The sequence below is a fragment of the Clostridium disporicum genome (genome assembly GCF_001405015.1).
Classification (GTDB): Bacteria; Bacillota; Clostridia; order Clostridiales; family Clostridiaceae; genus Clostridium; species Clostridium disporicum_B.
Window position 1 is genome coordinate 1 of the sequence record NZ_CYZX01000007.1, and the last position, 22,039, is coordinate 22,039.

At 26.2% G+C, this 22,039-nt stretch carries 20 protein-coding genes; 18 read left to right on the top strand and 2 right to left on the bottom strand.

Annotated features, from left to right (window positions below):
• Positions 1–121: 121 nt before the first annotated feature.
• Positions 122–1,462, bottom strand: a complete 1,341-nt coding sequence (locus ARA56_RS05820) for a tyrosine-protein kinase domain-containing protein (RefSeq protein ID WP_055264722.1) — start codon at positions 1,460–1,462, stop codon at positions 122–124.
• A 115-nt stretch (positions 1,463–1,577) separates the two neighbouring features.
• Here ARA56_RS05820 and ARA56_RS05825 point away from each other — a divergent pair, with 115 nt between their 5' ends.
• From ARA56_RS05825 to rfbB, 17 genes are all read left to right on the top strand, one after another.
• Positions 1,578–2,846 carry a glycosyltransferase gene (locus ARA56_RS05825; protein ID WP_242855888.1) on the top strand — a complete coding sequence of 423 codons (1,269 nt, stop codon included), beginning with the start codon at positions 1,578–1,580 and terminating at the stop codon, positions 2,844–2,846.
• Between the two features lie 25 nt (positions 2,847–2,871).
• The gene (locus tag ARA56_RS05830) at positions 2,872–3,969 is read left to right on the top strand and encodes a glycosyltransferase (RefSeq protein ID WP_055264723.1); all 1,098 of its coding nucleotides are present in this window, start codon (positions 2,872–2,874) and stop codon (positions 3,967–3,969) included.
• Positions 3,970–4,746: 777 nt separating this feature from the next.
• Entirely contained in the window at positions 4,747–5,391 is a 645-nt protein-coding gene (locus ARA56_RS16785) for a hypothetical protein (protein WP_172675748.1), read from the top strand.
• A 126-nt stretch (positions 5,392–5,517) separates the two neighbouring features.
• The gene (locus ARA56_RS05840) at positions 5,518–6,624 is read left to right on the top strand and encodes a glycosyltransferase (RefSeq protein WP_055264725.1); all 1,107 of its coding nucleotides are present in this window, start codon (positions 5,518–5,520) and stop codon (positions 6,622–6,624) included.
• A 54-nt stretch (positions 6,625–6,678) separates the two neighbouring features.
• On the top strand, positions 6,679–7,677 hold the full coding sequence (locus ARA56_RS05845) for a hypothetical protein (RefSeq protein ID WP_055264726.1): 999 nt from the start codon (positions 6,679–6,681) through the stop codon (positions 7,675–7,677).
• Between the two features lie 25 nt (positions 7,678–7,702).
• Positions 7,703–8,764, top strand: coding sequence for a GNAT family N-acetyltransferase (locus ARA56_RS05850; protein ID WP_055264727.1), 1,062 nt, complete (start codon positions 7,703–7,705; stop codon positions 8,762–8,764).
• A 54-nt stretch (positions 8,765–8,818) separates the two neighbouring features.
• The gene (locus ARA56_RS05855; protein ID WP_055264728.1) at positions 8,819–9,409 is read left to right on the top strand and encodes a GNAT family N-acetyltransferase; all 591 of its coding nucleotides are present in this window, start codon (positions 8,819–8,821) and stop codon (positions 9,407–9,409) included.
• 171 nt (positions 9,410–9,580) lie between these two features.
• Positions 9,581–10,699, top strand: coding sequence for a glycosyltransferase family 4 protein (locus ARA56_RS05860; protein WP_055264729.1), 1,119 nt, complete (start codon positions 9,581–9,583; stop codon positions 10,697–10,699).
• 82 nt (positions 10,700–10,781) lie between these two features.
• Positions 10,782–11,711: a glycosyltransferase family 2 protein gene (locus tag ARA56_RS05865; RefSeq protein ID WP_055264730.1), complete on the top strand. Its 930-nt coding sequence runs from the start codon at positions 10,782–10,784 to the stop codon at positions 11,709–11,711.
• Positions 11,712–11,838: 127 nt separating this feature from the next.
• The gene (locus ARA56_RS05870) at positions 11,839–12,456 is read left to right on the top strand and encodes a sugar transferase (protein ID WP_084758978.1); all 618 of its coding nucleotides are present in this window, start codon (positions 11,839–11,841) and stop codon (positions 12,454–12,456) included.
• 83 nt (positions 12,457–12,539) lie between these two features.
• Entirely contained in the window at positions 12,540–13,412 is an 873-nt protein-coding gene (galU, locus tag ARA56_RS05875) for a UTP--glucose-1-phosphate uridylyltransferase GalU (protein WP_055264732.1), read from the top strand.
• A 59-nt stretch (positions 13,413–13,471) separates the two neighbouring features.
• A complete protein-coding gene (locus ARA56_RS05880; RefSeq protein WP_055264733.1) occupies positions 13,472–15,016 on the top strand; it encodes a lipopolysaccharide biosynthesis protein in 1,545 nt (514 codons plus the stop codon).
• A gap of 204 nt (positions 15,017–15,220) precedes the next feature.
• A complete protein-coding gene (gene rfbA, locus ARA56_RS05885) occupies positions 15,221–16,087 on the top strand; it encodes a glucose-1-phosphate thymidylyltransferase RfbA (protein WP_055264734.1) in 867 nt (288 codons plus the stop codon).
• 66 nt (positions 16,088–16,153) lie between these two features.
• Positions 16,154–17,077, top strand: coding sequence for a glycosyltransferase (locus ARA56_RS05890; protein WP_055264735.1), 924 nt, complete (start codon positions 16,154–16,156; stop codon positions 17,075–17,077).
• Between the two features lie 26 nt (positions 17,078–17,103).
• Complete coding sequence (locus ARA56_RS05895) at positions 17,104–17,520, top strand: sugar 3,4-ketoisomerase (RefSeq protein ID WP_055264736.1); 417 nt, start codon at positions 17,104–17,106, stop codon at positions 17,518–17,520.
• 3 nt (positions 17,521–17,523) lie between these two features.
• Positions 17,524–18,621: a DegT/DnrJ/EryC1/StrS family aminotransferase gene (locus ARA56_RS05900; RefSeq protein WP_055264737.1), complete on the top strand. Its 1,098-nt coding sequence runs from the start codon at positions 17,524–17,526 to the stop codon at positions 18,619–18,621.
• 44 nt (positions 18,622–18,665) lie between these two features.
• Positions 18,666–19,715, top strand: coding sequence for a dTDP-glucose 4,6-dehydratase (rfbB, locus tag ARA56_RS05905; protein WP_055264738.1), 1,050 nt, complete (start codon positions 18,666–18,668; stop codon positions 19,713–19,715).
• A gap of 60 nt (positions 19,716–19,775) precedes the next feature.
• Here rfbB and ARA56_RS05910 read toward each other — a convergent pair whose 3' ends face one another.
• Entirely contained in the window at positions 19,776–21,512 is a 1,737-nt protein-coding gene (locus tag ARA56_RS05910; RefSeq protein ID WP_055264739.1) for an NHL repeat-containing protein, read from the bottom strand.
• Positions 21,513–21,688: 176 nt separating this feature from the next.
• On the opposite strand from ARA56_RS05910, the gene ARA56_RS05915 reads away from it, so the two are divergent.
• Positions 21,689–21,922: a hypothetical protein gene (locus ARA56_RS05915; RefSeq protein WP_055264740.1), complete on the top strand. Its 234-nt coding sequence runs from the start codon at positions 21,689–21,691 to the stop codon at positions 21,920–21,922.
• The last annotated feature ends 117 nt before the right edge of the window (positions 21,923–22,039 follow it).

Below are 22,039 nucleotides of genomic sequence, written 5' to 3' on the forward strand. Positions count from 1 at the left end.
CCTTTCCCATAATGGACACATCCTTTCTTAACTAAATATTATTTTACTTAGTTCGATTTAATGTGTCCACTACTTTATACTAACACCAAATATCAATTTTTTTTTGATACAGCCCCTTTTATTATTGATAATAATAATTTACAGAGGAATCTAGTGGAGAGTTATTTAATACCACTCCTATTACGTTTGTTTTTAATCCATCTAGTATTTCTTTAGTATTTAGTAAAGCAGATTTAGTTGTATAACCAAGCTTGGTTATTATTATTGTACCATCAACAAATGTTGATAAAGCTTGTGAATCTGCTACTAGCGGTAGTGGAGGTGAGTCTATCAGAATAAAATCAAAATTTGATGTAAGCCTATCTAAGAGAATTTTCATGCCATTAGAACTAATAAGCTCAGAAGGATTTGGTGGAATTACACCTGCTGTTAATATTGATAAGTTATTTATTCCTGATGATTGAAGACATTCTTCTAATTCGGCTTGATTTGACAGTATATGAGATAAGCCAATAATATTACTTAGTGAAAATATACGATGAATTTTAGGTTTTCGCATATCACAATCTATTATAATAACTTTTTTATTAGTTAAAGCCATAGAAATTCCTAAATTACTGATAATAGTACTCTTTCCTTCACTAGGTGATGAGGAGGTAATTAATATTTTTTTTAAGTTATAATTAACATTGCAAAATTGTAAGTTAGTTCTCAAAATATTTATTGCTTCTGACGGTAAAGATTTAGGAGATTCATTAACAAAAAGATAGTTACCTTTATTATTAATATTTACAGATGAGAAATCAGGAATTTCACCCAATATAGGAAAGGTAATTAATTCTTTTAACTCATCTTTATCCTTAATACGCTGGTCTAAGTAATTTATAAGAACAACTAAAGAAATTGAAAATATTAATCCAAGTATAAATGATAAACTTATATTTATTATTATATTAGGTTTTGTAGGCTTTTCAGGAATTGAAGCACTATCTACTAAGATAACATTATCTACTCCTCTAATCTCTGAAGAGATATTCTTTAATGAAAGTGTTAATTGATTTGCTACTAATGTTGTAACTTCTGGAACTTTACCTTCTACAGTAATATTTATAAATTCACTTTCAGTAGTAGTTTTGATTTTAATCATTGATTCCAAACTTTCTAAATTTAAATCTAATCCAGTGTTTTCTATAACATCTTGTAATACAATTTTTGAAGTGAGAAGTTCTGAATAGGTTTTAACCATCTTTTGATACATAACAACATCATAAGAACTTTGAGAAGAAGAATAATCACCTGATGTTGATTGATTTGGACCTATTATCACTGATATTTTAGATTCATATGTTGGTTCAATAAAAAAGAGCGTTGCAATTGTAGAGATGATTATTGAACTTATAGTAATTAATATAATAATTGATAGTTTTTCTTTAATAAGTTTAAAGTATTTAAATTTATTCATTATACCTCCAAAGACTATAAATAGTTATAAGATTTTAATAAGTAACAAAAGGGTTTCTCTTATCATATTTATGGGAGTATAGCATGATATGTTCTTAGGAGAGAAAATATAGTTTATGGATTTGTTAAAAAAAGATAATGAAAAATACAAAATGAAAATATTGCTTGTTAATAAATTTTATTATATTAAGGGAGGATGTGAAACCTATTATTTTTCACTGAAAAAATTATTAGAAGAAAAAAATAATAAAGTAATACCTTTTTCAATGCATCATGAAAGAAATTTTTATAATGAATATGAAAATTATTTTATAAAAAATATTGATTATAATCATAGTAGTTTAGTACAGAAAATAGTAGGAGCATTTAAAATTATATATAATTTTGAAGCTAAAAGAAAAATAAGAAAATTAATAAAAGATACACGACCTGATATTGCACACTTAAATAATTTCAATCATCAATTATCACCTTCAATATTATCATCATTAAAAAAGATGAACATACCAATAATATATACAGCTCATGATTTAAAGTTAATATGTCCTAATTATAAAATGTTAAATAAAAATGGACTTTGTGAAAAATGCAAAGGTAATAGGTTTTATAATTGTACACTTAATAAGTGTGTAAAGGAATCAATGCTTTATAGCCTAATAAATACATTTGAAGCGTATATTCACTATATTTTTAATAGTTATAAAAATATAGATATGATAATTACTCCAAGTAAGTTTTTCAAAGAGAAATTTGTTGAGTTTGGATATGAAGAGGATAAAGTTAGATATCTTCCAAATTTTATAAACATAGAAGAGTATAAACCTAATTATAACTTTAAGAATTATTATATATATGTTGGAAGATTATCAGAGGAAAAAGGGATAATTAATTTAATTAAAGCAGCTGAGAAAAATAAAAAATATGTACTAAGGATAATTGGTACAGGCCCTATAGAGGGTGAATTAAAGAAGTATATAGAAGAAAGAAATATTCAGAATATAGTTTTTGATGGGTTTAAGACTGGGGATGAATTAAAAGCTTTAATCAGAAATGCTAGGTTTCAGGTTATTCCTTCAATCTGGTATGAAAATAATCCTATGTCTGTAATTGAAAGTATGGCATTAGGAAAGGTAGTAGTTGGATCAAATATAGGAGGAATTCCAGAACTTATAAACAATGACAAACTATTATTTAAACATAATGATATTGATAGTATGGCTAATATAATAAGAGAAATTTTTGAGTTAACTGAAGATGAGGTTATAAAAATAGGACAGAAGAATAGGGCATTTATTGAAGAAAATTATAGTAAAGAAGTGCATTATAATAAGCTGATGGAAATTTATGAAGAAGTAATTAATAAATACGAAGGAGTTAAAAAGTAAATTAAATGCATTTTGAGAGGGAAATATGAAAAAGAAATTGTTAATTATAAACGGATATGAGCAGTTTGGATATCATACAGATACTTATAACTATTGTTTATATTTATATAAAGATTTTAGTATTACTTTTATTTCTCCATATTTAGGATTAGAAAAGATAGTCAATGAAGATATAAATATTAAATATATACCGCAGATAAAAAATAGAGCTTTAAGATTTATTTTTAAAATAATATACATTATATTTTATACAATTGTAATAAATCCAGATATTATATTTTTGAAATATTTCACAGGGTGTTCTATCATTAAGAAGCTTTTTTTTAATAAGAAGTTCGTACTAGATATTAGAACATCTCAAGTTGTTGGAACTTTGAAGGAAATTAGAAGCTATAATAATAAAATCTTGAAGGAGTCTGAAGTATTTGAAAATATAACTATAATAACTGATGAAGTAAGAGAGTTACTAAAGATTCCCGAAGATAAGTGTAATATATTACCTTTAGGAGGTAAAACTTTAATAAAACTAGAAGATGATTTAAACTTAGATTTAGATAAGAAAATATCTTTAATATATGTTGGAACATTTACTAGGCGAAGGATTATAGACACAGTAAAAGCTTTTAATAAATTAAGCGAAAAGTATAATGGGGAAAACTTAGAATATAAATTAATAGGTTTTTTTGAAAATGATATAGATGAAAAGATGCTACTAGAAGAGATAAAGAAAAATCAATTTAATAATATTAAGTATTTAGGAAGAGTAAAAAATGAAGAGTTAGGAAAATACTTTTTAGAAAGTAATATAGGAGTGGCATTTATTCCTATAACAGAATACTTTACTAATCAACCTGCAACAAAGACGTATGAATATTTATTTAATGGATTGTTTGTTATAGCTACTTCTACCATTGAAAATCAAAAGGTAGTAAATAATAAAAATGGAATACTAATAGATGATACGGAAGAGGCCTTCTATGATGCTTTGGAGTATCTATATAATAATAAAGTATCATTTAGTAGAAGAGAAATAATTAATACTATTAATAATAATTCTTGGGAGAATATAAGTCTAGAATTAGGTAAGTATTTTAATAATATATTAGAAAATAATAAGAGATAAGTTTTTACAGAAACCAAGAGTAAATTATGAAAAAAGTAAGAAGTTAAAGGGGGGATAGAGGTTAATAATAAGCAGAAAGTCATTAATAATATAGCTATAATTACTATATTAATTGCTTGTATAGTATTAGCTAGTTATGTATTAAAAATAAATATAATAATATATTTACTGGGTATATTGATAATTAGTTTTATGGGAATATATGTATATATTAATGAAACAAGATTATTTATTATTACAATTTGGCTTGTTCTATTATCACCAAAGCTAGCAGAAATTAATGGGATATTTGCGTATATACCATATGCTCTATACATTTTACTAATTATTAAAATATTTGAGAAAAAGTTTATAGCAAAAGAAAAAATATTCATAAATAAGTATCTAGGCTTTACAACACTTGGATTATTATTAATAAATGCAGTATCCTTAATATATAACAATTACGACACCAATATAATATTTCTTACTTTTACTTTTCTAAAGAAGTTTTCATATATAATTTTTTATATATTTTTTACTAATATGAATGTAGAAAAGAAATATATAAATATAAACATGAAATTAATTTTAGTATATTCGCTTATACAGTTTCCACTTATTATTTTTCAGTTTATTTCAAATACAAATAGAGATAATATTTCAGGATTATTCGGTAAAAGTGGGACTGGAATATTAATTCAATTTTTTTTGTATATCCTTGTATTGATTATTGTTAATAAGGAAAATTTTATTAAGATTAAAAATTTTCAATTTGTTTTTGTGAGTTTATTACTAATGTATTCTGCATTAGCTGAAGTAAAGATTGGTTTTATATTAATACCGTTAATTTATTTAATGACTATATTTTTGAAAAAAGGTTCATTTAGAACTATATTAGCGATATTAATAATAGGACTTTTAATTAGTGTATCTTATAAAAGTTTTATTAAATTCTATCCAGATCAGAATTTATTTGGAAGTAGTGAGGAATTTGTAGACTATGCAAAAAATGCCTATGGAGTAGATTCAGTTAATAGATTTGGATTTATGAATTTATTAAAAAGTACAGTATTAACTAATAAATTTAAGATATATTTTGGCACCGGACTAGGAACTACAAATCCTAGTAACATAAATGTTTTAGCAGGAGCAGTTGCAATAGAATATGATTACCTGAACCTACATTTTTTTACATTACCACTAAATATAGTTGAAAATGGAATAATTGGAACGATAATATGGATATCAATATATATATATATACTAGCAAAAAATGTTTATATGTATTTTAAGAAAAGAACAGATAAATCAATAATTAATATTATGAGTATAGTAATAACTGTAATTTTTATTGTTTATAATAGTTCGATTATAAGTTCGAGTATAATAATATTAATTCTATGGCTTATATTAGTTGTTAATAATGGAATAGATAATTAAGGTATATGTTATAAATTAATTTGAAATTTTATAAAGATACAGAAAGTATAAAATTTCAATGATTTATAACATATTTTTTATGTATGAGTATTATATTATTATCAAGATTTATAGAGGGATATTTATATGAAAAAAAAAGTTGTGTTTTTCTTAGAACACCTTGAAGGGGGAGGGGCGGAAAAGGTAGCTGTAGATGTATTAAATAAAATTAATAAAAAAAAATATGATATTACCTTAGTGTTGTTATTTGGAGAAGGAGTAAATATAAAGAATTTAGATCGAGAAATAAATGTTAAAACTATTATTAAAAAGCCTTTTGGAAGAATTGGTAATAAGATAGTTTTTAACTTTATGAAATATATGCCAGGACTATTTTATAAGTTATTTATTCCTAAAGAATCTAATATTGAAGTTGCTTTTCTGGAAGGATTTGCGACTAAAATAATTAGTTACTCTACAAATAAGGAAAGTAAAAAAATTGCTTGGGTTCATACTGATTTATCACAGAATAGATGGACAAATTATGCGTATAAAAGAAATGAAGAAATAAGTTGCTATAGAAAATTTGATGATGTGGTATTGGTATCTAAAGATGCTTACTTAGGGTTTGATAAGGTATTTAATATTGATAATATAAACAAGCATATAGTATACAATCCTATTATTATTGAAAATATTATAGAAAAATCTAATGAAAGAGAAATATCATATAATGAATTCACAATAGTTTCAGTAGGTAGGTTAGTGAATATTAAGGGATTTGATAGATTAATTATGGCTCATGCTAAGTTAGTTAGAGAATTTCCTCACAGGTTAGTAATTATAGGTGAAGGCGAAGAAAGAAGAAATTTAGAGCAATTGGTAAATACACTGGGGGTTAATGAGTCGGTTGACATTATGGGATTTATAGAAAATCCATATCCGTACATTAAAGCTGCTAATTTATTTGTGTCAGCATCTAAAACAGAGGGGTATGGGGTTGCAGTAGCAGAAGCTATTTTACTAGAAAAACCAGTGATGATAACTAATATTACTGGAACTGTAGAAGTATTGGGAGATAAAGAAAATGGAATCGTTTGTGAAAACTCTCAAGAAGGTATAGAGAAAGGCTTAGAGTATATATTGCAGAATAAGAATTTATTAGGATACTACAAAAAAAAGAGCATAGAGAGAAGAAGCTTTTTTCAATACAATATGAGAATTAATGAAATTGAGGAAATATTTGATAAATAAAGGTATAAGAGGTGAGTTAAAATTAATACATTAATTTTAATATCAGGGATAGTATTGATAATAATTGTAATGATTTTATGGGAGAAAATCATTAAAGTTAATAATCTATTAAATAAAGAAATAGAGATAAAAGAATATACAGATAAAAATTTCGAAGCAAATGGGATAGGATATCTTAAAATATCTCCATATATAGGAGCTGGATATCAAAATGTTCATCCATCCTTAATATATTTTGATAAAACATGGAATGGATATAAATACTGGTTAGCAATAACTCCTTACAGAAAGGGAAATGAGAGGCTAGAGAACCCTTGTGTTATGTGCTCTAATGATTTAGTTAACTGGAATAAACCTAAGGGTGGGACAAACCCATTGGTATCTACAGAAGATGTGAAAATGTATCATTATAGTGATCCACAGATTTTATTTAACAATAATAAGCTTGAGATATGGTACAGAAAAAGAACCAGAGGAATCTTAGGAGATAGTGAAGTTATTTTAAGAAAATTAAGTTGTGATGGAATGAATTGGAGTAAGGAAGAAGTCTTATATAGTTCACAAGGAACATTTAATCAGTTTATGTCACCGGTAGTTATAATTGAGAATGATAAATATTGCATTTGGGTTGTAGATTGGAAAAATAAAAAGATAAAATATTATGTAAGTAAAAATGGGACAGAGTGGTGTTTTATAAGAGATATTATCATAAGTCCTATAGAAGGAAGATATGTATGGCATATGGACATTAAAAAGACTAGAAATGGATTTGAGATGTACTTTTCAGCAGCTCTAGGTGAATATGATAATCAAAAGATTGCATATTGTTACTCAGAAGATAATGTAACATGGTCAAAGCCAGTAATAGTTATGGAAAAGGGTAAAGAAGGAGCTTTTGATGAAGATTTTTTATATAGACCCACATTTATAGATATAGATAATAACAGATATATAATGTATTCAGCTAGAGATAAAAAAGGCAATTGGCATTGTAGTATTACTACTTGCACTGTAAGTGAACCAACTAAGCTTAAAGGAATGATAGTAAGATAAAATTTAAAGGAGAAACTTTAATGAGATGAAGGGAAAAATTGAATTTAAGATAATCAATGAAATTAATGATTTTGAAAATTTAAAAGAAGCTTGGATTGAATTATTTAATAACCTTGAAAATAAAGAAATTTTTTATGAATGGATATGGATTGAAGAATATATAAAATATTTTAAGAATAATAATTTTAAACCTTTTGTGGTTGTAGGTGAAGAAAAGGGAAAAATAGTTACAATAGCGCCCTTATATATTGAGGAAAAGAAATTTGGAATAATAAAAAAAAGAATCTTAAAATTTATTGTAGATAGAACTGCAGATTATCAATGTATATTAATTAGAAAAGACTATAATCATTATTCAGTATTAAAGAAATTATTTAAGATAATATTTGAAGATGAAAGCTGGGATATGATTTCATTAAACAATATAAGTTATAGGGAAAAACAATCTATATTAATAGGTGAGGTAATAGGACGACTTAATGATGAAGCAATATGCTATAAAAAAGTAGAAAAAATTGCACCTTATATTAATCTTGAAGAGTTTGAAGAAAAAAGAAATTCAAAAAGATATAAAAATATAGAAAGAAAAGAAAGAGCTATTGATAAAAACGAGAGAATTAACATTAATATTGATAGTAAGTGGGATAAAGATATATGGTATCAACTAGTTAATATTCATAAAAATACTTGGAAAGATAGTATATTAAAAAATGAAAATTATGTGCATTTTTATGAAAGTTTATTTTATAAATTATATGAATGTGGAAAGCTAGAATTCTCTTATGTAACTTATGATAATCAGGTAATTTCAGGACATTTAGGATTTAAATGCTGTAATAAGGTATATGGATATAATTTATATAATGATGAAAGTTGGAAAAAGTTATCGATGGGGGATATATTGATTAAGAAAATAATAAATCACTATAAAAATAGCTATGATTTAATTGATATGCTATTAGGTGATGAAGAGTATAAGTTTTACTCTACTGATAGTGTAATTAATATTTGTGATTATACAATTATAAGAAAAAAACAAATATTATTAAGGTTAGGAAAGAAGATAAAATCATGTTTATGCAATTAGAATTCTAAATAAATTTGAAAGCAAGATATGATAAAAGTGAAGGAGAAGTTATCTATGCTAATAGATAATAAAATTTATAAAGCATGCAAGAAGTTTATTAAGAAGCATATTCATTGTGCATATAAATATTCAATTAATCTAGATAATTTAAATATAGATATTTCGTATGAGTTTAAACTGAAAAACCTAAATATTAATCATATAGATTTAATAAGAAATTTTTATCCTAGTGAGTCAGATAAAACTAATCATGATTTACTTCTAAAAAGAATTAATGATAAAAGTAAAGATATATTTTGTGTTATTGATAGTTTTGAAAATATATGTGGAATTTTTAGCTTGTCATATACTGATACTTTTATTTATGAGATGAATGAAATTATCCGTTTAAATAATGAGGAATGTTATTTATTTGATGATTATACTTTTATTGAGCACAGAAGAAGAGGGGTGCAGACATTCTCTGTTAAAGCAAGGTGTGATATGGCTCGGAAATCTGGATATAAAAAAGCTTTTGTAATAGTTGATAAGGATAATGAACCATCTAGAAAATCTATGGAAAAAGCAGGATTTAAGTGTGAGGAGAAATATTATTTTATGACAGTTAAAAATTTTAGAAAATTGATAATAAGATTATTAGTATAAAGATTTGATTAAAGGGATTGCTGAAGCAGTCCCTTTAATAATTATGTTTTAAATAATTATCGGTAAGCAAAGGGAATTATTTGTAACAATATAGAACATTAAATATTAATATGAATAATATGGTAGAGAACAGGGGTTTTTTGAAATATTATTCATATATATGGTGATAAAATGAAAATTGCTATGATTGGACAAAAGGGAATTCCATCACGAGCTGGAGGCGTGGAAGTTCATGTGGAAGAAATTGCAGCTGGTTTATGTGAAAAAGATGTACAGGTTGATGTTTATGCAAGAAAGTCATATTGTGATGAAATAAATGATAAATATAGAGGAATTAATATAAAGTATATTCCTTCGATTAATACTAAATCATTAGATGCAATTACGTATACATTTTTAGCAACAATATATGCTTTGTTTTTAGGTTATGATGTAATACATTATCATGCATTAGGTCCATCAAGTATGGCTTGGTTGCCGAGATTATTTGGTATAAAGGTAGTTTGTACAGTGCATGGATTAGACTGGCAAAGAGAAAAATGGGGTAGATTTGGAAAATTATATCTTAAATTTGGAGAATTTATAATTGCGAAATTCGCTAATGAAATTATTGTATTAACAAATTCTATGAAAAAGTATTTTAAAGAAAAATGGAACAGAGACAGCACTGTTATTTCAAATGGAGTTTATATAGGAAAAGATATTGATGCTAATATTATTACAGAAAAGTATAATCTAACTAAAGATTCGTATATACTATTTCTGGCAAGGTTAGTACCAGAAAAAGGAGCACATTATTTGATTAATGCATATAAAAAGCTAAAGACAGATAAGAAGTTAGTTATAGTAGGGGGATCTAGTTATACAGATGATTATGTGAACAGTTTATATAAATTAGCAGACTCAGATAATAATATAATTTTTACAGGTTTTGTAAAAGGTAAAGAATTAGAGGAGTTATACAGTAATGCTTATGTCTATGTATTACCTTCAGAAATAGAAGGATTGCCAATAAGTTTATTAGAAGCTTTAAGTTATGGAAATTGCTGTATAGCAAGTGATATAGATGAAATTTGTGAAACTATGAAGGAATATGGACTGTATTTCAAAAAAGGTTCGGAAGAGATGTTGAGTAAGGTATTATATGAAGTACTAAACAATAAGAGTTTAGTGGCTAGATATAAGGATACAAGCAAAGATTTTGTATTAAGTGAGTATAATTGGAAAGATAAAGTAGTAGATACTTTAGAAGTTTATAACAAGTGTGTGAGTATAGATAAAAGAAAATAGTAAAATAGAGTGCCATAAAATCTTTGATACTAGAGCTTTTGGCACTCTTTTTAAAATAATTTTATATTAATGGAGGTTTAATATGAATATTAAGGTAACTGTCTTTACACCTACATTTAATAGAGGAAATGTTCTATATAGAGTTTTTGAAAGCTTATGTGCACAGACATTTAAAGATTTTGAATGGGTCATAATAGATGATGGGTCAAATGATAATACCAAAGAATTAGTAAATTCGTATATTTTACAAAATAACTTTCCTATTGTATATAGATATCAAGAAAATTCAGGAAAGCATATTGCTATGAATAGAGCTGTAGAAATAGCAAGAGGAGAATTATTTGTTATCGCAGATTCAGATGATAGATTTTTACCTGAGGCATTAGAGATTTTAGTTAATGAGTGGGAAAAAATAGCTGTTAATAAAAGAGCAGAGTTTAAGGGCGTAACATGCAGATGTTTAGATGTATATAGTAATGAACCCATTGGAAAGAAGTTTATAAAAGACCCTTTAGAATCAAATGATTTAGAAATTATTTTTAAGTATAAATGTAAATATGATATGTGGGGAATATTGAACAAAAGTGTATTAAAAGAGTATCCATTTCCTGAGATTAAGGGATTAAGGTTTTTTCCAGAAGCAATTATATGGCAGAGGATGGCGAGAAAGTACAAAACAATATATATAAATAAACCACTTTTATATTATTATAAGGATCAATCTAATGCGACAACTGCCTCTAATAACAAAAGAGCGAAGGAGAACATTTATCTATGGAAACACTATATTAATGATGTTTTTGATTATTTAAGATATGACGTTATATTATTTCTAAAGTCTTTTATTGGACTAACTAGGGATGGACTATTATTAAGTATGAGTTATAAAAGTATTATAGGAGAATGTAATGGAGTTGGAAGAAAATTTTTATGTACAATCTTTATTCCTGCAGGAACCATATTATATTTCATGAAAAATATTTCATATAAAAATAGAAGCAATGAGAAGTAAATAAAAAAAATTAACATTAGATGAATATAGTGAGCTAGTAAAAAGTGCAATATGTAACAAATAAAAATAGTATGAATATTATGTATTAGCAGATAGAAGGATATATTTTACTAAGGAGAAGAAAAAGATGAAAAAAAAGAGATGGAATTACGATGTTATAAAGAGAATTATAGATATTACTATAAGTGGACTAGCTCTTATTATTCTAATACCTTTATTTTTAGTAGTTGCAATATTAATAAAAGTAGAAAGTCCAGGAAAAGTGATTTTTTCCCAAGATAGAGTTGGCAAGGATGGAGAAATATTCAGGATGTATAAATTTAGGTCTATGGTAGCTAATGCTGAAGAGTTAAAAAGAAAACTAATATTAGAAAATGAGGCTACGGGGCCAATGTTTAAAATAAAAAATGACCCAAGAATAACTAAAATAGGTAGGTTCTTGAGAAGGACATCTATAGATGAGTTACCACAATTATTTAATGTCTTAAAGGGAGATATGTCTTTAGTTGGGCCAAGACCATCTTTACCTGAAGAAGTTGAGAAGTTTGATCCATGGATGTTACGAAGATTAGATGTAAAGCCTGGATTGACATGTTATTGGCAAGTAATGGGGAGAAATAGTATTAGTTTCGAGGAATGGATGAAACTTGATGTTAAGTATGTAAATGAAAGAACATTATGGATAGATATAAGATTGATATTTAAGACATTTTTTGTACTTTTTGGAGATACAAATGCTTATTAAAGAAATATGTATTATGAAAGATTTGACTTTGCTAGTAGAGAGCATATAGGCAAAATAAAAATTTATTAACTTAGGAGGAAGCAATGGAGAATAGAATAAAAAAAGCAGTGATACCTGCAGCTGGTCTGGGTACTAGATTTTTACCAGCAACAAAAGCTCAGCCAAAAGAAATGCTACCAATAGTAGATAAACCTACACTTCAATATATTATCGAAGAATGTGTTGAAGCAGGAATAGAAGAAATCATAATAATAACAGGGAGAAATAAGAAAAGTATAGAAGATCATTTTGATAAATCAGTAGAACTAGAGCTTGAACTAGCTAGAACGGGTAAAGATGATTTGTTAACAATGGTTCAGAATATATCTAATATGGCTAATATTTACTATATAAGACAGAAAGAGCCTAAAGGATTGGGACATGCTATATATTGTGCAAGAGCTTTTGTTGGAAATGAACCTTTTGCAGTACTTTTGGGAGATGATGTAGTATATAGTGAAGAAAAGCCTTGTATAAAACAATTGATAGACTGTTTTAATAAGTACAATAAAGCTATTTTAGGGGTTCAAAAAGTACCAGCTAATGAAGTTTTTAAATATGGAATTATAAGTGGTGAAGAAATTGAAAAAAGGGTATATAAGGTAAATAGTATGGTCGAAAAACCAGATATTAATAAATCACCATCTGATATGGCGATATTAGGAAGATATATAATAACACCAGATATTTTTAATATTCTTGAAAATACTAAACCAGGAAAAGGTGGAGAGATACAGTTAACAGATGCTTTATCAATGTTAATAGAAAAAGATGGGGTATATGCTTATGATTTTATAGGAAAAAGATATGATATAGGTGATAAATTAGGGTTTCTACAAGCAACAGTAGAATATGCTTTAAGAAATTCTGAGTTGAAAGAAGAATTTATAAAGTTTTTATTGTCTATAGAATTGTAAATAGAGTCATTAGTTAGAAAAGTAAAAAACATTTTAAAAAGTTATGAGGATAAAATCAAATGAGAACAGAGAGTTCAATAAAAAACATCACGACAGGAATATTATTACAAATAGTAACAGTAGTTTTTGGATTTATTGCAAGGAAAATTTTTGTAAGCTACATGGGAATAGAGCTGCTTGGAATAAATGGTTTATTATCTAATGTAATATCAATGTTGAGTTTAGTAGAGTTAGGTGTTGGAACTGCTATATTTTATAGTTTATATAAGCCTTTAGCAGAAAAAGATTACAATCAAGTTCATGCAATAATGAATCTTTATGAAAAACTATATAGATATATTGCAATTGCTGTACTAATTTTAGGTATATTAATAATACCATTCTTAAAATATTTTGTTAATACAACTATTTCTATGTCCTATGTTAAGTTAATTTACTTTATTTTTGTAATTGATTCAGCTTTATCATATATCTTAACATACCGTAGAAATATATTATTAGCAGATCAAAAGATGCATATTTTCAATAGACTTTCTGTATTATATTCAATCGTATGCAGTATAGCGCAGATAGCAATAATAATAATTACAAAGAACTATATATTATATTTAGTGATAAAAATAGTATTAGTACTAATTCAAAACTTACAAGTTTATATAATAACTAATAAAAGATATCCGTACTTACAGGAAGCCTTGGAAGAACCTTTAAAAAAAGAAATTAAGAATGATATTATCAAAAACACTAAAGCGCTCTTAGTAATTAATATAGCGGCCTATTTTGTTTTTGGCACTGACAATATACTGTTGTCTTACTTCTTAGGGGTAAGCATTGTAGGGATATATTCCAATTATAGTGTTATAGTAAGTACTATAGAAGGATTAATTTCGAGAATATTTCAGGGTATACAAGCTAGTTTTGGGAATTTTTTATTAGAAGAATCATTAGATAAAGCATATGAAATATTTAATGTATTATATTTTGTGAATTTTTGGATATCTACTTTTTGCTCAGTTTCATTAATTGTGTTATTAAATCCTTTTATAGAGATAGTGTTTGGCGAAGAGATGCTATTTTCAGTAGTAACGATATTTTTCATTGTATATAATTTTTATATAAAAAGTATGACAAGTTCAGTTGAAGTTGTGAAAAACGGTGCAGGATTATATAGTCCATATCCCTTTGCAAAATATTGGTCTATTGTTGAAGGAATATTAAATTTAGGTGCATCAATAATACTAGTGAAGTATTTTAGATTAGGTGCATTGGGAGTATTTGCAGGAACGACAATTAGTAGGATTGTAACTTTAATTATAGATCCATTTAACGTACATCATTATATATTTAAAACATCTATAAAGAATTATTTTTTTAAGTATATAGAGTACACATCTATTTTCTTTGTAATTACTGGATTAGTAATCTTTATAAGTGAAGTTATAACTTTTAATAATTTATTTGTAGAGTTCATTTTTAAAGGGATTTGCTGTATAATAATTCCAAACACAGTGATTTTATTATTATTTTTTAGAAGCAAAGAGTTTAAGTATCTTATAGATAAGTTTAATATACGAAATAAATTATTGAAAAAATTTAATAGATAAATTATGTCACCCTATTATGTAGAATTTTAATAAAAGTCAAAAATCTACATAATAGGGTATTTTATATGAAAATGTAACAACTTAATTTATGATACATATAGTATATTGAGCCTATGTACTTTAATAATAATATATTTATATGTAAATAAGTAATTATAGGAGATTTGCAGATTAGACTTTACTTAAGATGATAGGAGAAAAGAGATGAAAGGAATAATTTTAGCTGGTGGTTCGGGAACAAGACTTTTTCCTATTACAAAAGCAATATCCAAGCAAATGGTTCCAATATATGATAAACCAATGATTTATTATCCTTTATCTGTACTAATGTTAGCAGGAATTAGAGAAATATTAATTATTTCAACAGAAAGAGATATAGGTTATTTTAAAGAGTTGTTTAAAGATTCATTAGAGATAGGTTTAACTATAGAATATGCTATGCAGAAAGTACCTAATGGACTGGCAGATGCATTTATAATTGGGGAAGAGTTTATTGGAGATGATACTGTAGCTATGATTTTAGGTGATAATATTTTTTATGGACAAAATCTAACTGATTATTTATTAGAAGCATCAAGTTTAAAAAGTGGAGCAGTAATATTTGGATATTATATTCAAGATCCGAGAGAATTTGGAGTTATTGAGTTTGATGAAGATAATAAGGCAATTTCAATAGAGGAAAAACCGGCAATACCAAAATCAAAATACGCTGTTCCAGGATTATATTTTTATGATAATTCAGTTGTAAAAAAGGCAAAAGAATTAAAGCCATCTCCAAGAGGGGAGTTAGAAATAACAGATTTAAATAGATTATATATGGATGAGAGTAAATTAAAAGTAATAAGATTAGGACGAGGAATGGTTTGGTTAGATACAGGAACTCATAGTTCAATGTTGAAAGCAGCTAATTTTGTTGAAGTAATACAAGATACACATGGAATATATATAGCATGCTTAGAGGAAATAGCTTATAGGCAAGGATGGATTACTGCAGAAAAGTTAAGCGAATTAGCTAAACCATTGATGAAAACAGGGTATGGTAAATATCTTATAAGTATTATTGAAGAATAGATATAGGGTAAATCTAGTAGGTAGTTATTAAATAATAATAGCATATTTAGACGAAAAGGTGAGGAGATGGATAATATATTATTTAGTGTAATAATTCTTTCTTATAAAAATCTTGAGTATATAGAAGATACAATAAAATCAGTAATAGGTCAAGATTACAAAGATATTGAGCTAATTATAGCAGATGATTGTACTGATGGTATAGATTTAAACAAATTTAAGAAGTATATTGATATAAATAATAATGGAAATATAAAGAACGTTATTATTTATAAAAATAAAGTAAACTTAGGAATTGTAAAAAATATTAATAAAGCATTATCAGTGGCAAATGGTGATTATATTAAGATTATAGATTCAGATGATTGTTTTTACTCAAAAAGTGTTTTATCAGATGTAGCAGATTATTTTAATAATAATGACAGCATTATTATTACTACGAAGTTTTTACAATGTGATATTAATATGAAGCCATTAGTTAATGCAGAAAATATTATGGATTCTCTTAAAGCTAAACTAATAGAAGGTAGTGATTCTAAAAAGTTTTATAATAAATTATGTGCTGAAGGTACTTTAATAGATCCAGGTGTGTTTTTTAAAAAAGATTTTTTTAAGCAATATGGTATGTTAGATGAAAGTTATATTCATTTAAATGATTTACCATTGTGGCTTAGAGTAACTAGAAATGGATGCAAAATGGATTTTTTTGATATAGTAAGTGTCAAGTATAGGGTAGGTAGCGGAATTAGCAATCAAGATAAAAAAGACACTGTACTAATTGACGATATAATTAGATGTTACAATGAAGAGATATTTAAATATAAAAAGCAGCTAGACTATTACAGTTATAAGAAAGCAAGATATATTTATATTAAAAGTTTCGAATTAAATAATTATTCTATAATAAAAAAAATATCATTTCTAATTGGAAATTTAGATATTATCTTCATTAAGATAAAAAATAAAATATTAAGAAGTATAAAAAATTAAATTCTTTAATAAGGTAGAAAAATAAAATGTATAACGTTGCTTTAATTAAATTTAAGAATATTTCAAGTGAATGTGGACATTTAATTCCAATTGAAGGAAATATAGATATTCCATATGAAATAAAGAGAATTTTTTATATATATGGAGTACCTAAGGATAAAAAAAGAGGCAATCATAGTCATAGAAGCCTTTATGAAATATTGATATGCTTAAAGGGGTCTTTAAAGGTAAAAGTACAAAATGGTAGAGAAGAAGAAGTATATGTATTGAATAATGAGTATGAAGGATTGATGATAGGACCTTGGATTTGGAATGAAATGTTTGATTACTCTGATGATTGTGTATTATTAGTTCTTTGTTCAGATAAATATGATGAGTCTGAATATTTAAGAGATTACGATGTTTTTCTAAAAGAAGTCAATGAGATTTACAAGGAGAAATAAATTATGTTAGTACCATTTACAAGCTTTAAAGCAATGCATGGTGAGATTAGAGATGAATTAGTAAGAGGATTTGAGTCGGTATTAGATTCACAGTGGTTTATTATGGGAGAACAACTTAAGAGGTTTGAAGAAGAATATGCAAAATTCTGCGGTACGAAATATTGTGTAGGAGTAGCTTCAGGATTAGATGCATTAAGGATTATACTGATGGCTTATGGAATAAAAGAAGATGATGAAGTTATTGTTCCAGCAAACACATATATTGCAACAGCTTTAGCAGTGAACTTTGTAGGAGCAAAACCTATTTTTATTGAACCTGATATAAAAACATTAAATATAGATAGCACATTGATTGAAGAAAAAATAACTTCAAAAACTAAAGCGATAATAGTAGTGCATCTATATGGAAGAGTTGTTAATATGGATGATATTATAAAAATAGCTAATAAATATAATCTAAAAGTTATAGAAGATGCTGCTCAAGCTCATGGAGCGTATTTTAAAGAAAAGAGAGTTGGAAATTTAGGTGATGCTGCTGCTTTTAGTTTTTATCCAGGAAAAAATTTAGGAGCTTTAGGTGATGGTGGTGCAATTACCACAAATGATAAAGATGTTGCTAATAAAGCATACTCAATAAGAAATTATGGCTCAAATAAAAAATACTATAATGAAATAAAAGGATTAAACTCAAGATTAGATGAACTTCAAGCTGCATTGTTATTAGTTAAATTATCAAAATTAGATATATGGACAAGAGAAAGAAGAGAAATTGCTGAGAAATATTATAATGGTATACAAAATGATAGAATAAAATTACCATTAAAAGCTAAAAATGATGAAAATGTATATCATATTTTTCCGGTTTTTTGCGATGAGAGAGATAGATTAAAAGATTATTTAATATCAAATGGAATTGAAACATTAATACACTATCCAATACCAATACATCTACAAAAGGCATATAGTGAATTAAAGTATAAGGTTGGAGATTTTAAAATTACAGAGAGTGTATCAAGTGAGGAGTTAAGTATTCCATTATTTATTGGTATGAAAGATGAAGAAATAGAATATGTAATAGGAATATTAAATAAATTTAGGTGATATGTTTTATATTTATCATTATTTAGTAAGAGGGACAATTAATTATGAAAACTTATTTAGTAACAGGTGGAGCTGGTTTTATTGGTTCTAACTTTATTTTATTTATGTTAAAGAAATATAGTGATATTAAAATTATAAATTTAGATAAATTAACTTATGCGGGAAATTTAGATAATCTCAAATCAGTTGATAATGATGAAAGATATACCTTTATAAAAGGTGATATATGTAATAAAAGATTAATTAAAGAAATCTTTGCAAAGTACGATATAGATTATATTGTTCATTTTGCAGCAGAATCCCATGTTGATAGAAGTATAAATAATCCAGAGGTTTTTGTGAAAACTAATGTTCTGGGAACAGTAACAGTATTAAATGGTGCAAAGGAAGTATGGGAAAAGGGTGGAAAGTGGGAAGATGGAGTAAAATTTGTTCATATTTCAACTGATGAAGTTTATGGATCTCTTGGAGATACAGGATATTTTACTGAAAATACTAATTTAGACCCACATAGTCCTTATTCTGCAAGTAAAGCTAGTGCTGATTTGCTAGTTAAATCATATTATGACACTTATAAGATGCCTGTAAATATTACTAGATGTTCTAATAACTATGGACCATTCCAATTTCCAGAAAAATTGATTCCACTGATAATTAACAATTGTATTGAGAAAAAAGAATTGCCTATATATGGGGATGGATTAAATATTAGGGATTGGATATATGTTGAAGATCATGTAAGGGCTATAGATATGGTTATAAATTCAGGAAGATTAGGAGAAATTTATAATATTGGTGGAAGAAATGAAAGAACTAATATTGATATCGTAAAAAGTATTATAGATTATTTCAAGAAAAATGTTGATTATACCATTGATGAAAGTTTAATAAAATTCATAGAAGATAGAAAAGGTCATGATAGAAGGTATGGAATTGATCCTACTAAGATAAATGAAGAGCTAGGCTGGTATCCCAAAATGGATTTTTATGTTGGAATGAAGAAAACAATACAATGGTATTTAAATAATCAGGATTGGATTAATAATATAAAGTTAGGGGAATATAAAAAGTATTATAATAAAATGTATAAATAATATGATTGGCTGTTTTTATCTAAACAGCCAATTATATTATTTTAAATGCCGCTTAATATCTTAGAAGATTATACCTCGAGTTGGCTTAATTTTTTTATTTGATGGCAAGTTAGAGGAGGTAGCAGGTTTATAATCTTGAGTTTGTGGATTAATACAGTTATTTTTATCTTTATTTTTAAGAGATAGAATATCGGAATTTATATCTATTATTTTTTCAGTTTCAGAGTGAAGTGATAAATCGTATGAGTTTAGAGGATTACTAGTGCTAGTTAAATCTTCCTTAACAGGGAGAGTTATTAATTCTATTATTAATTTAGAGAGGCTGGGGCTAATATTACCTGAGATAGTCTTAAATGTAGCTTCTATCTGCAAAAACCTTCCAGTGGGAATGCTTTTTAAAGAACTATTATTAGAGACTAGCTTCCAGTTTGACCAATTTATTTTATCTATTGAAGTTCTTGCTCTTACAGTGATTAATGTTCCTGTAGGCTCTTTAGAATCCCAAGATATTTTTTCATATAAGGTATTAATAGATTTACTATCATATATAACAGTCCATCTACCAATTTTGTTTGTAATTGTTCTTGATATAATACCTGTCATGTCAGAATAAGCATTATGACCATCACTATTCGGTATATCTTTAACTAGGCCTATAGTGTTTGTTAAAGCATCAATCATATATATTTTTTCATCAGTCAGACCGCAAACCCATATATTGCCCATATTGTCAACAGATAATGCTGTAGGATTTTTTACAGCTGGAATGCTTATAATAAAATCACCATTATTAGAATAACGTGCAATTGTATTATTTCCACTATTAGCAATCCACACATCTCCATCAGATGTGCAAGTTATTCCTCTACTGTTATTAAGATTCTTACTATCAGAATATACCCAATCTAGATTATCATTTATTATATTAAGTCTTGCAAGTTTATTTGAAGTCCAGCCAGATAGAAATAAATGATCGAATTTATCAAGAGCTAAACAATAAGGTGTTAATTCTTGTAGATTAGATATTTTAGAAACTACAATTTCTTTAGTGGTATCAATTTTTATGAGGTTTTTTTCTTCTGAAGGACCACTAGATGACCAGAGAAAGCCGTATTTATCTACTACAGCGCCATAAGGATGATGATTCCAATCAGTTAGGTCAATAATAGATAAAATTGAACCAGTACTACAGTCTATTTTATAGTATTTTTTTGAGTCATAAGCTCCAACCCATAGATTATTATTTTTATCTATTGCAAGTGCTCTTGGAAAGATAGAGTTACTATATTCTTTAGAATAAGTACCAGGAGTATAAGCACAAGGATTATCTCCAAATAATAATATTTCTTTTAATACGCATTCATCTTCCCCCCAAGGTAAAATCTCATTATCATCAATAATACCATTGTTATTTAAATCTATGCAGGTATCGCAAATACCATTTTTATTTCTATCTTCAAATTGTAAATTTTCCTTAGAACCTATCTTGACAATTGTCCCCAATCCACGATTAGCAACCCAACAATTACCATCAAAATCTATAGCTGTTCTGGATGGACCATTATATAATGTTGCTTTATCTTTTGATGGCCATACAATATAACGGGCTATCTCTTCTCCAGTTAATGAATTAATTTTAGAAACAGTGCCATTATTATTGGGAATCCATATAAATGGAAAAGTTATATCTTTATTTAATAGATGTAGTTCATTTTCGGAATTTGAATAGTTTAGTTCAGGTGATAGTATCCCTTCGCTAAAATCATCTAAAGATGTATATATTTTTCTTATCAACATGTTGTTATCTCCTTTTTTAACATAAGATTACAAAATATCCATAATACAATATATGATGTAAGAATATTATTGTTCTATTAAGCGACTAAATAAGATTTTCTTATAAATTAATAGTTGATAAGTTACGTTTGGTAAAAATTTAAATATTATATATTAAAAATAATAGGAGGACTATAATGGAGAAAAATTATGAGAAATTTCTATTAGATGAGAATCTAATTAATTGTGAAAAATTATTAGAGAAGGTAATTTTAGAATTACAAGAAGTAAAGGATATTTTAAAAAAAATTGAATGTATGAAAGAGAAAATAAATTTAGAAACCTTAGATGATAAACAAACATTAGAGATAAGAGAGATAGAGTTAACAAAAAGTAATGTAATAGAAGTAAATGTTGAGATAGAAGATTAATTATCAAAAATATATAATATTATTTTCTAAAATATTATATATTCTTTGAAAATGTAACATTTATTGTTTAGATTAATATTATATTATAGAGAATAGAAAAGATATATATTATTTGGA

Bases quoted from the DNA above. Each gene is read 5' to 3' on its own strand.
- ARA56_RS05840 (WP_055264725.1), top strand. From the start codon at position 5,518: ATGAAAAAAAAAGTTGTGTTTTTCTTAGAACACCTTGAAGGGGGAGGG.
- ARA56_RS05880 (WP_055264733.1), top strand. From the start codon at position 13,472: ATGAGAACAGAGAGTTCAATAAAAAACATCACGACAGGAATATTATTA.
- ARA56_RS05910 (WP_055264739.1), bottom strand. From the start codon at position 21,512: ATGTTGATAAGAAAAATATATACATCTTTAGATGATTTTAGCGAAGGG.
- galU (WP_055264732.1), top strand. From the start codon at position 12,540: ATGGAGAATAGAATAAAAAAAGCAGTGATACCTGCAGCTGGTCTGGGT.
- ARA56_RS05830 (WP_055264723.1), top strand. From the start codon at position 2,872: ATGAAAAAGAAATTGTTAATTATAAACGGATATGAGCAGTTTGGATAT.
- rfbA (WP_055264734.1), top strand. From the start codon at position 15,221: ATGAAAGGAATAATTTTAGCTGGTGGTTCGGGAACAAGACTTTTTCCT.
- ARA56_RS05865 (WP_055264730.1), top strand. From the start codon at position 10,782: ATGAATATTAAGGTAACTGTCTTTACACCTACATTTAATAGAGGAAAT.
- rfbB (WP_055264738.1), top strand. From the start codon at position 18,666: ATGAAAACTTATTTAGTAACAGGTGGAGCTGGTTTTATTGGTTCTAAC.
- ARA56_RS16785 (WP_172675748.1), top strand. From the start codon at position 4,747: ATGTATTCTGCATTAGCTGAAGTAAAGATTGGTTTTATATTAATACCG.
- ARA56_RS05900 (WP_055264737.1), top strand. From the start codon at position 17,524: ATGTTAGTACCATTTACAAGCTTTAAAGCAATGCATGGTGAGATTAGA.
- ARA56_RS05890 (WP_055264735.1), top strand. From the start codon at position 16,154: ATGGATAATATATTATTTAGTGTAATAATTCTTTCTTATAAAAATCTT.
- ARA56_RS05915 (WP_055264740.1), top strand. From the start codon at position 21,689: ATGGAGAAAAATTATGAGAAATTTCTATTAGATGAGAATCTAATTAAT.
- ARA56_RS05825 (WP_242855888.1), top strand. From the start codon at position 1,578: ATGGATTTGTTAAAAAAAGATAATGAAAAATACAAAATGAAAATATTG.
- ARA56_RS05870 (WP_084758978.1), top strand. From the start codon at position 11,839: ATGAAAAAAAAGAGATGGAATTACGATGTTATAAAGAGAATTATAGAT.
- ARA56_RS05895 (WP_055264736.1), top strand. From the start codon at position 17,104: ATGTATAACGTTGCTTTAATTAAATTTAAGAATATTTCAAGTGAATGT.
- ARA56_RS05860 (WP_055264729.1), top strand. From the start codon at position 9,581: ATGAAAATTGCTATGATTGGACAAAAGGGAATTCCATCACGAGCTGGA.
- ARA56_RS05820 (WP_055264722.1), bottom strand. From the start codon at position 1,462: ATGAATAAATTTAAATACTTTAAACTTATTAAAGAAAAACTATCAATT.
- ARA56_RS05850 (WP_055264727.1), top strand. From the start codon at position 7,703: ATGAAGGGAAAAATTGAATTTAAGATAATCAATGAAATTAATGATTTT.
- ARA56_RS05855 (WP_055264728.1), top strand. From the start codon at position 8,819: ATGCTAATAGATAATAAAATTTATAAAGCATGCAAGAAGTTTATTAAG.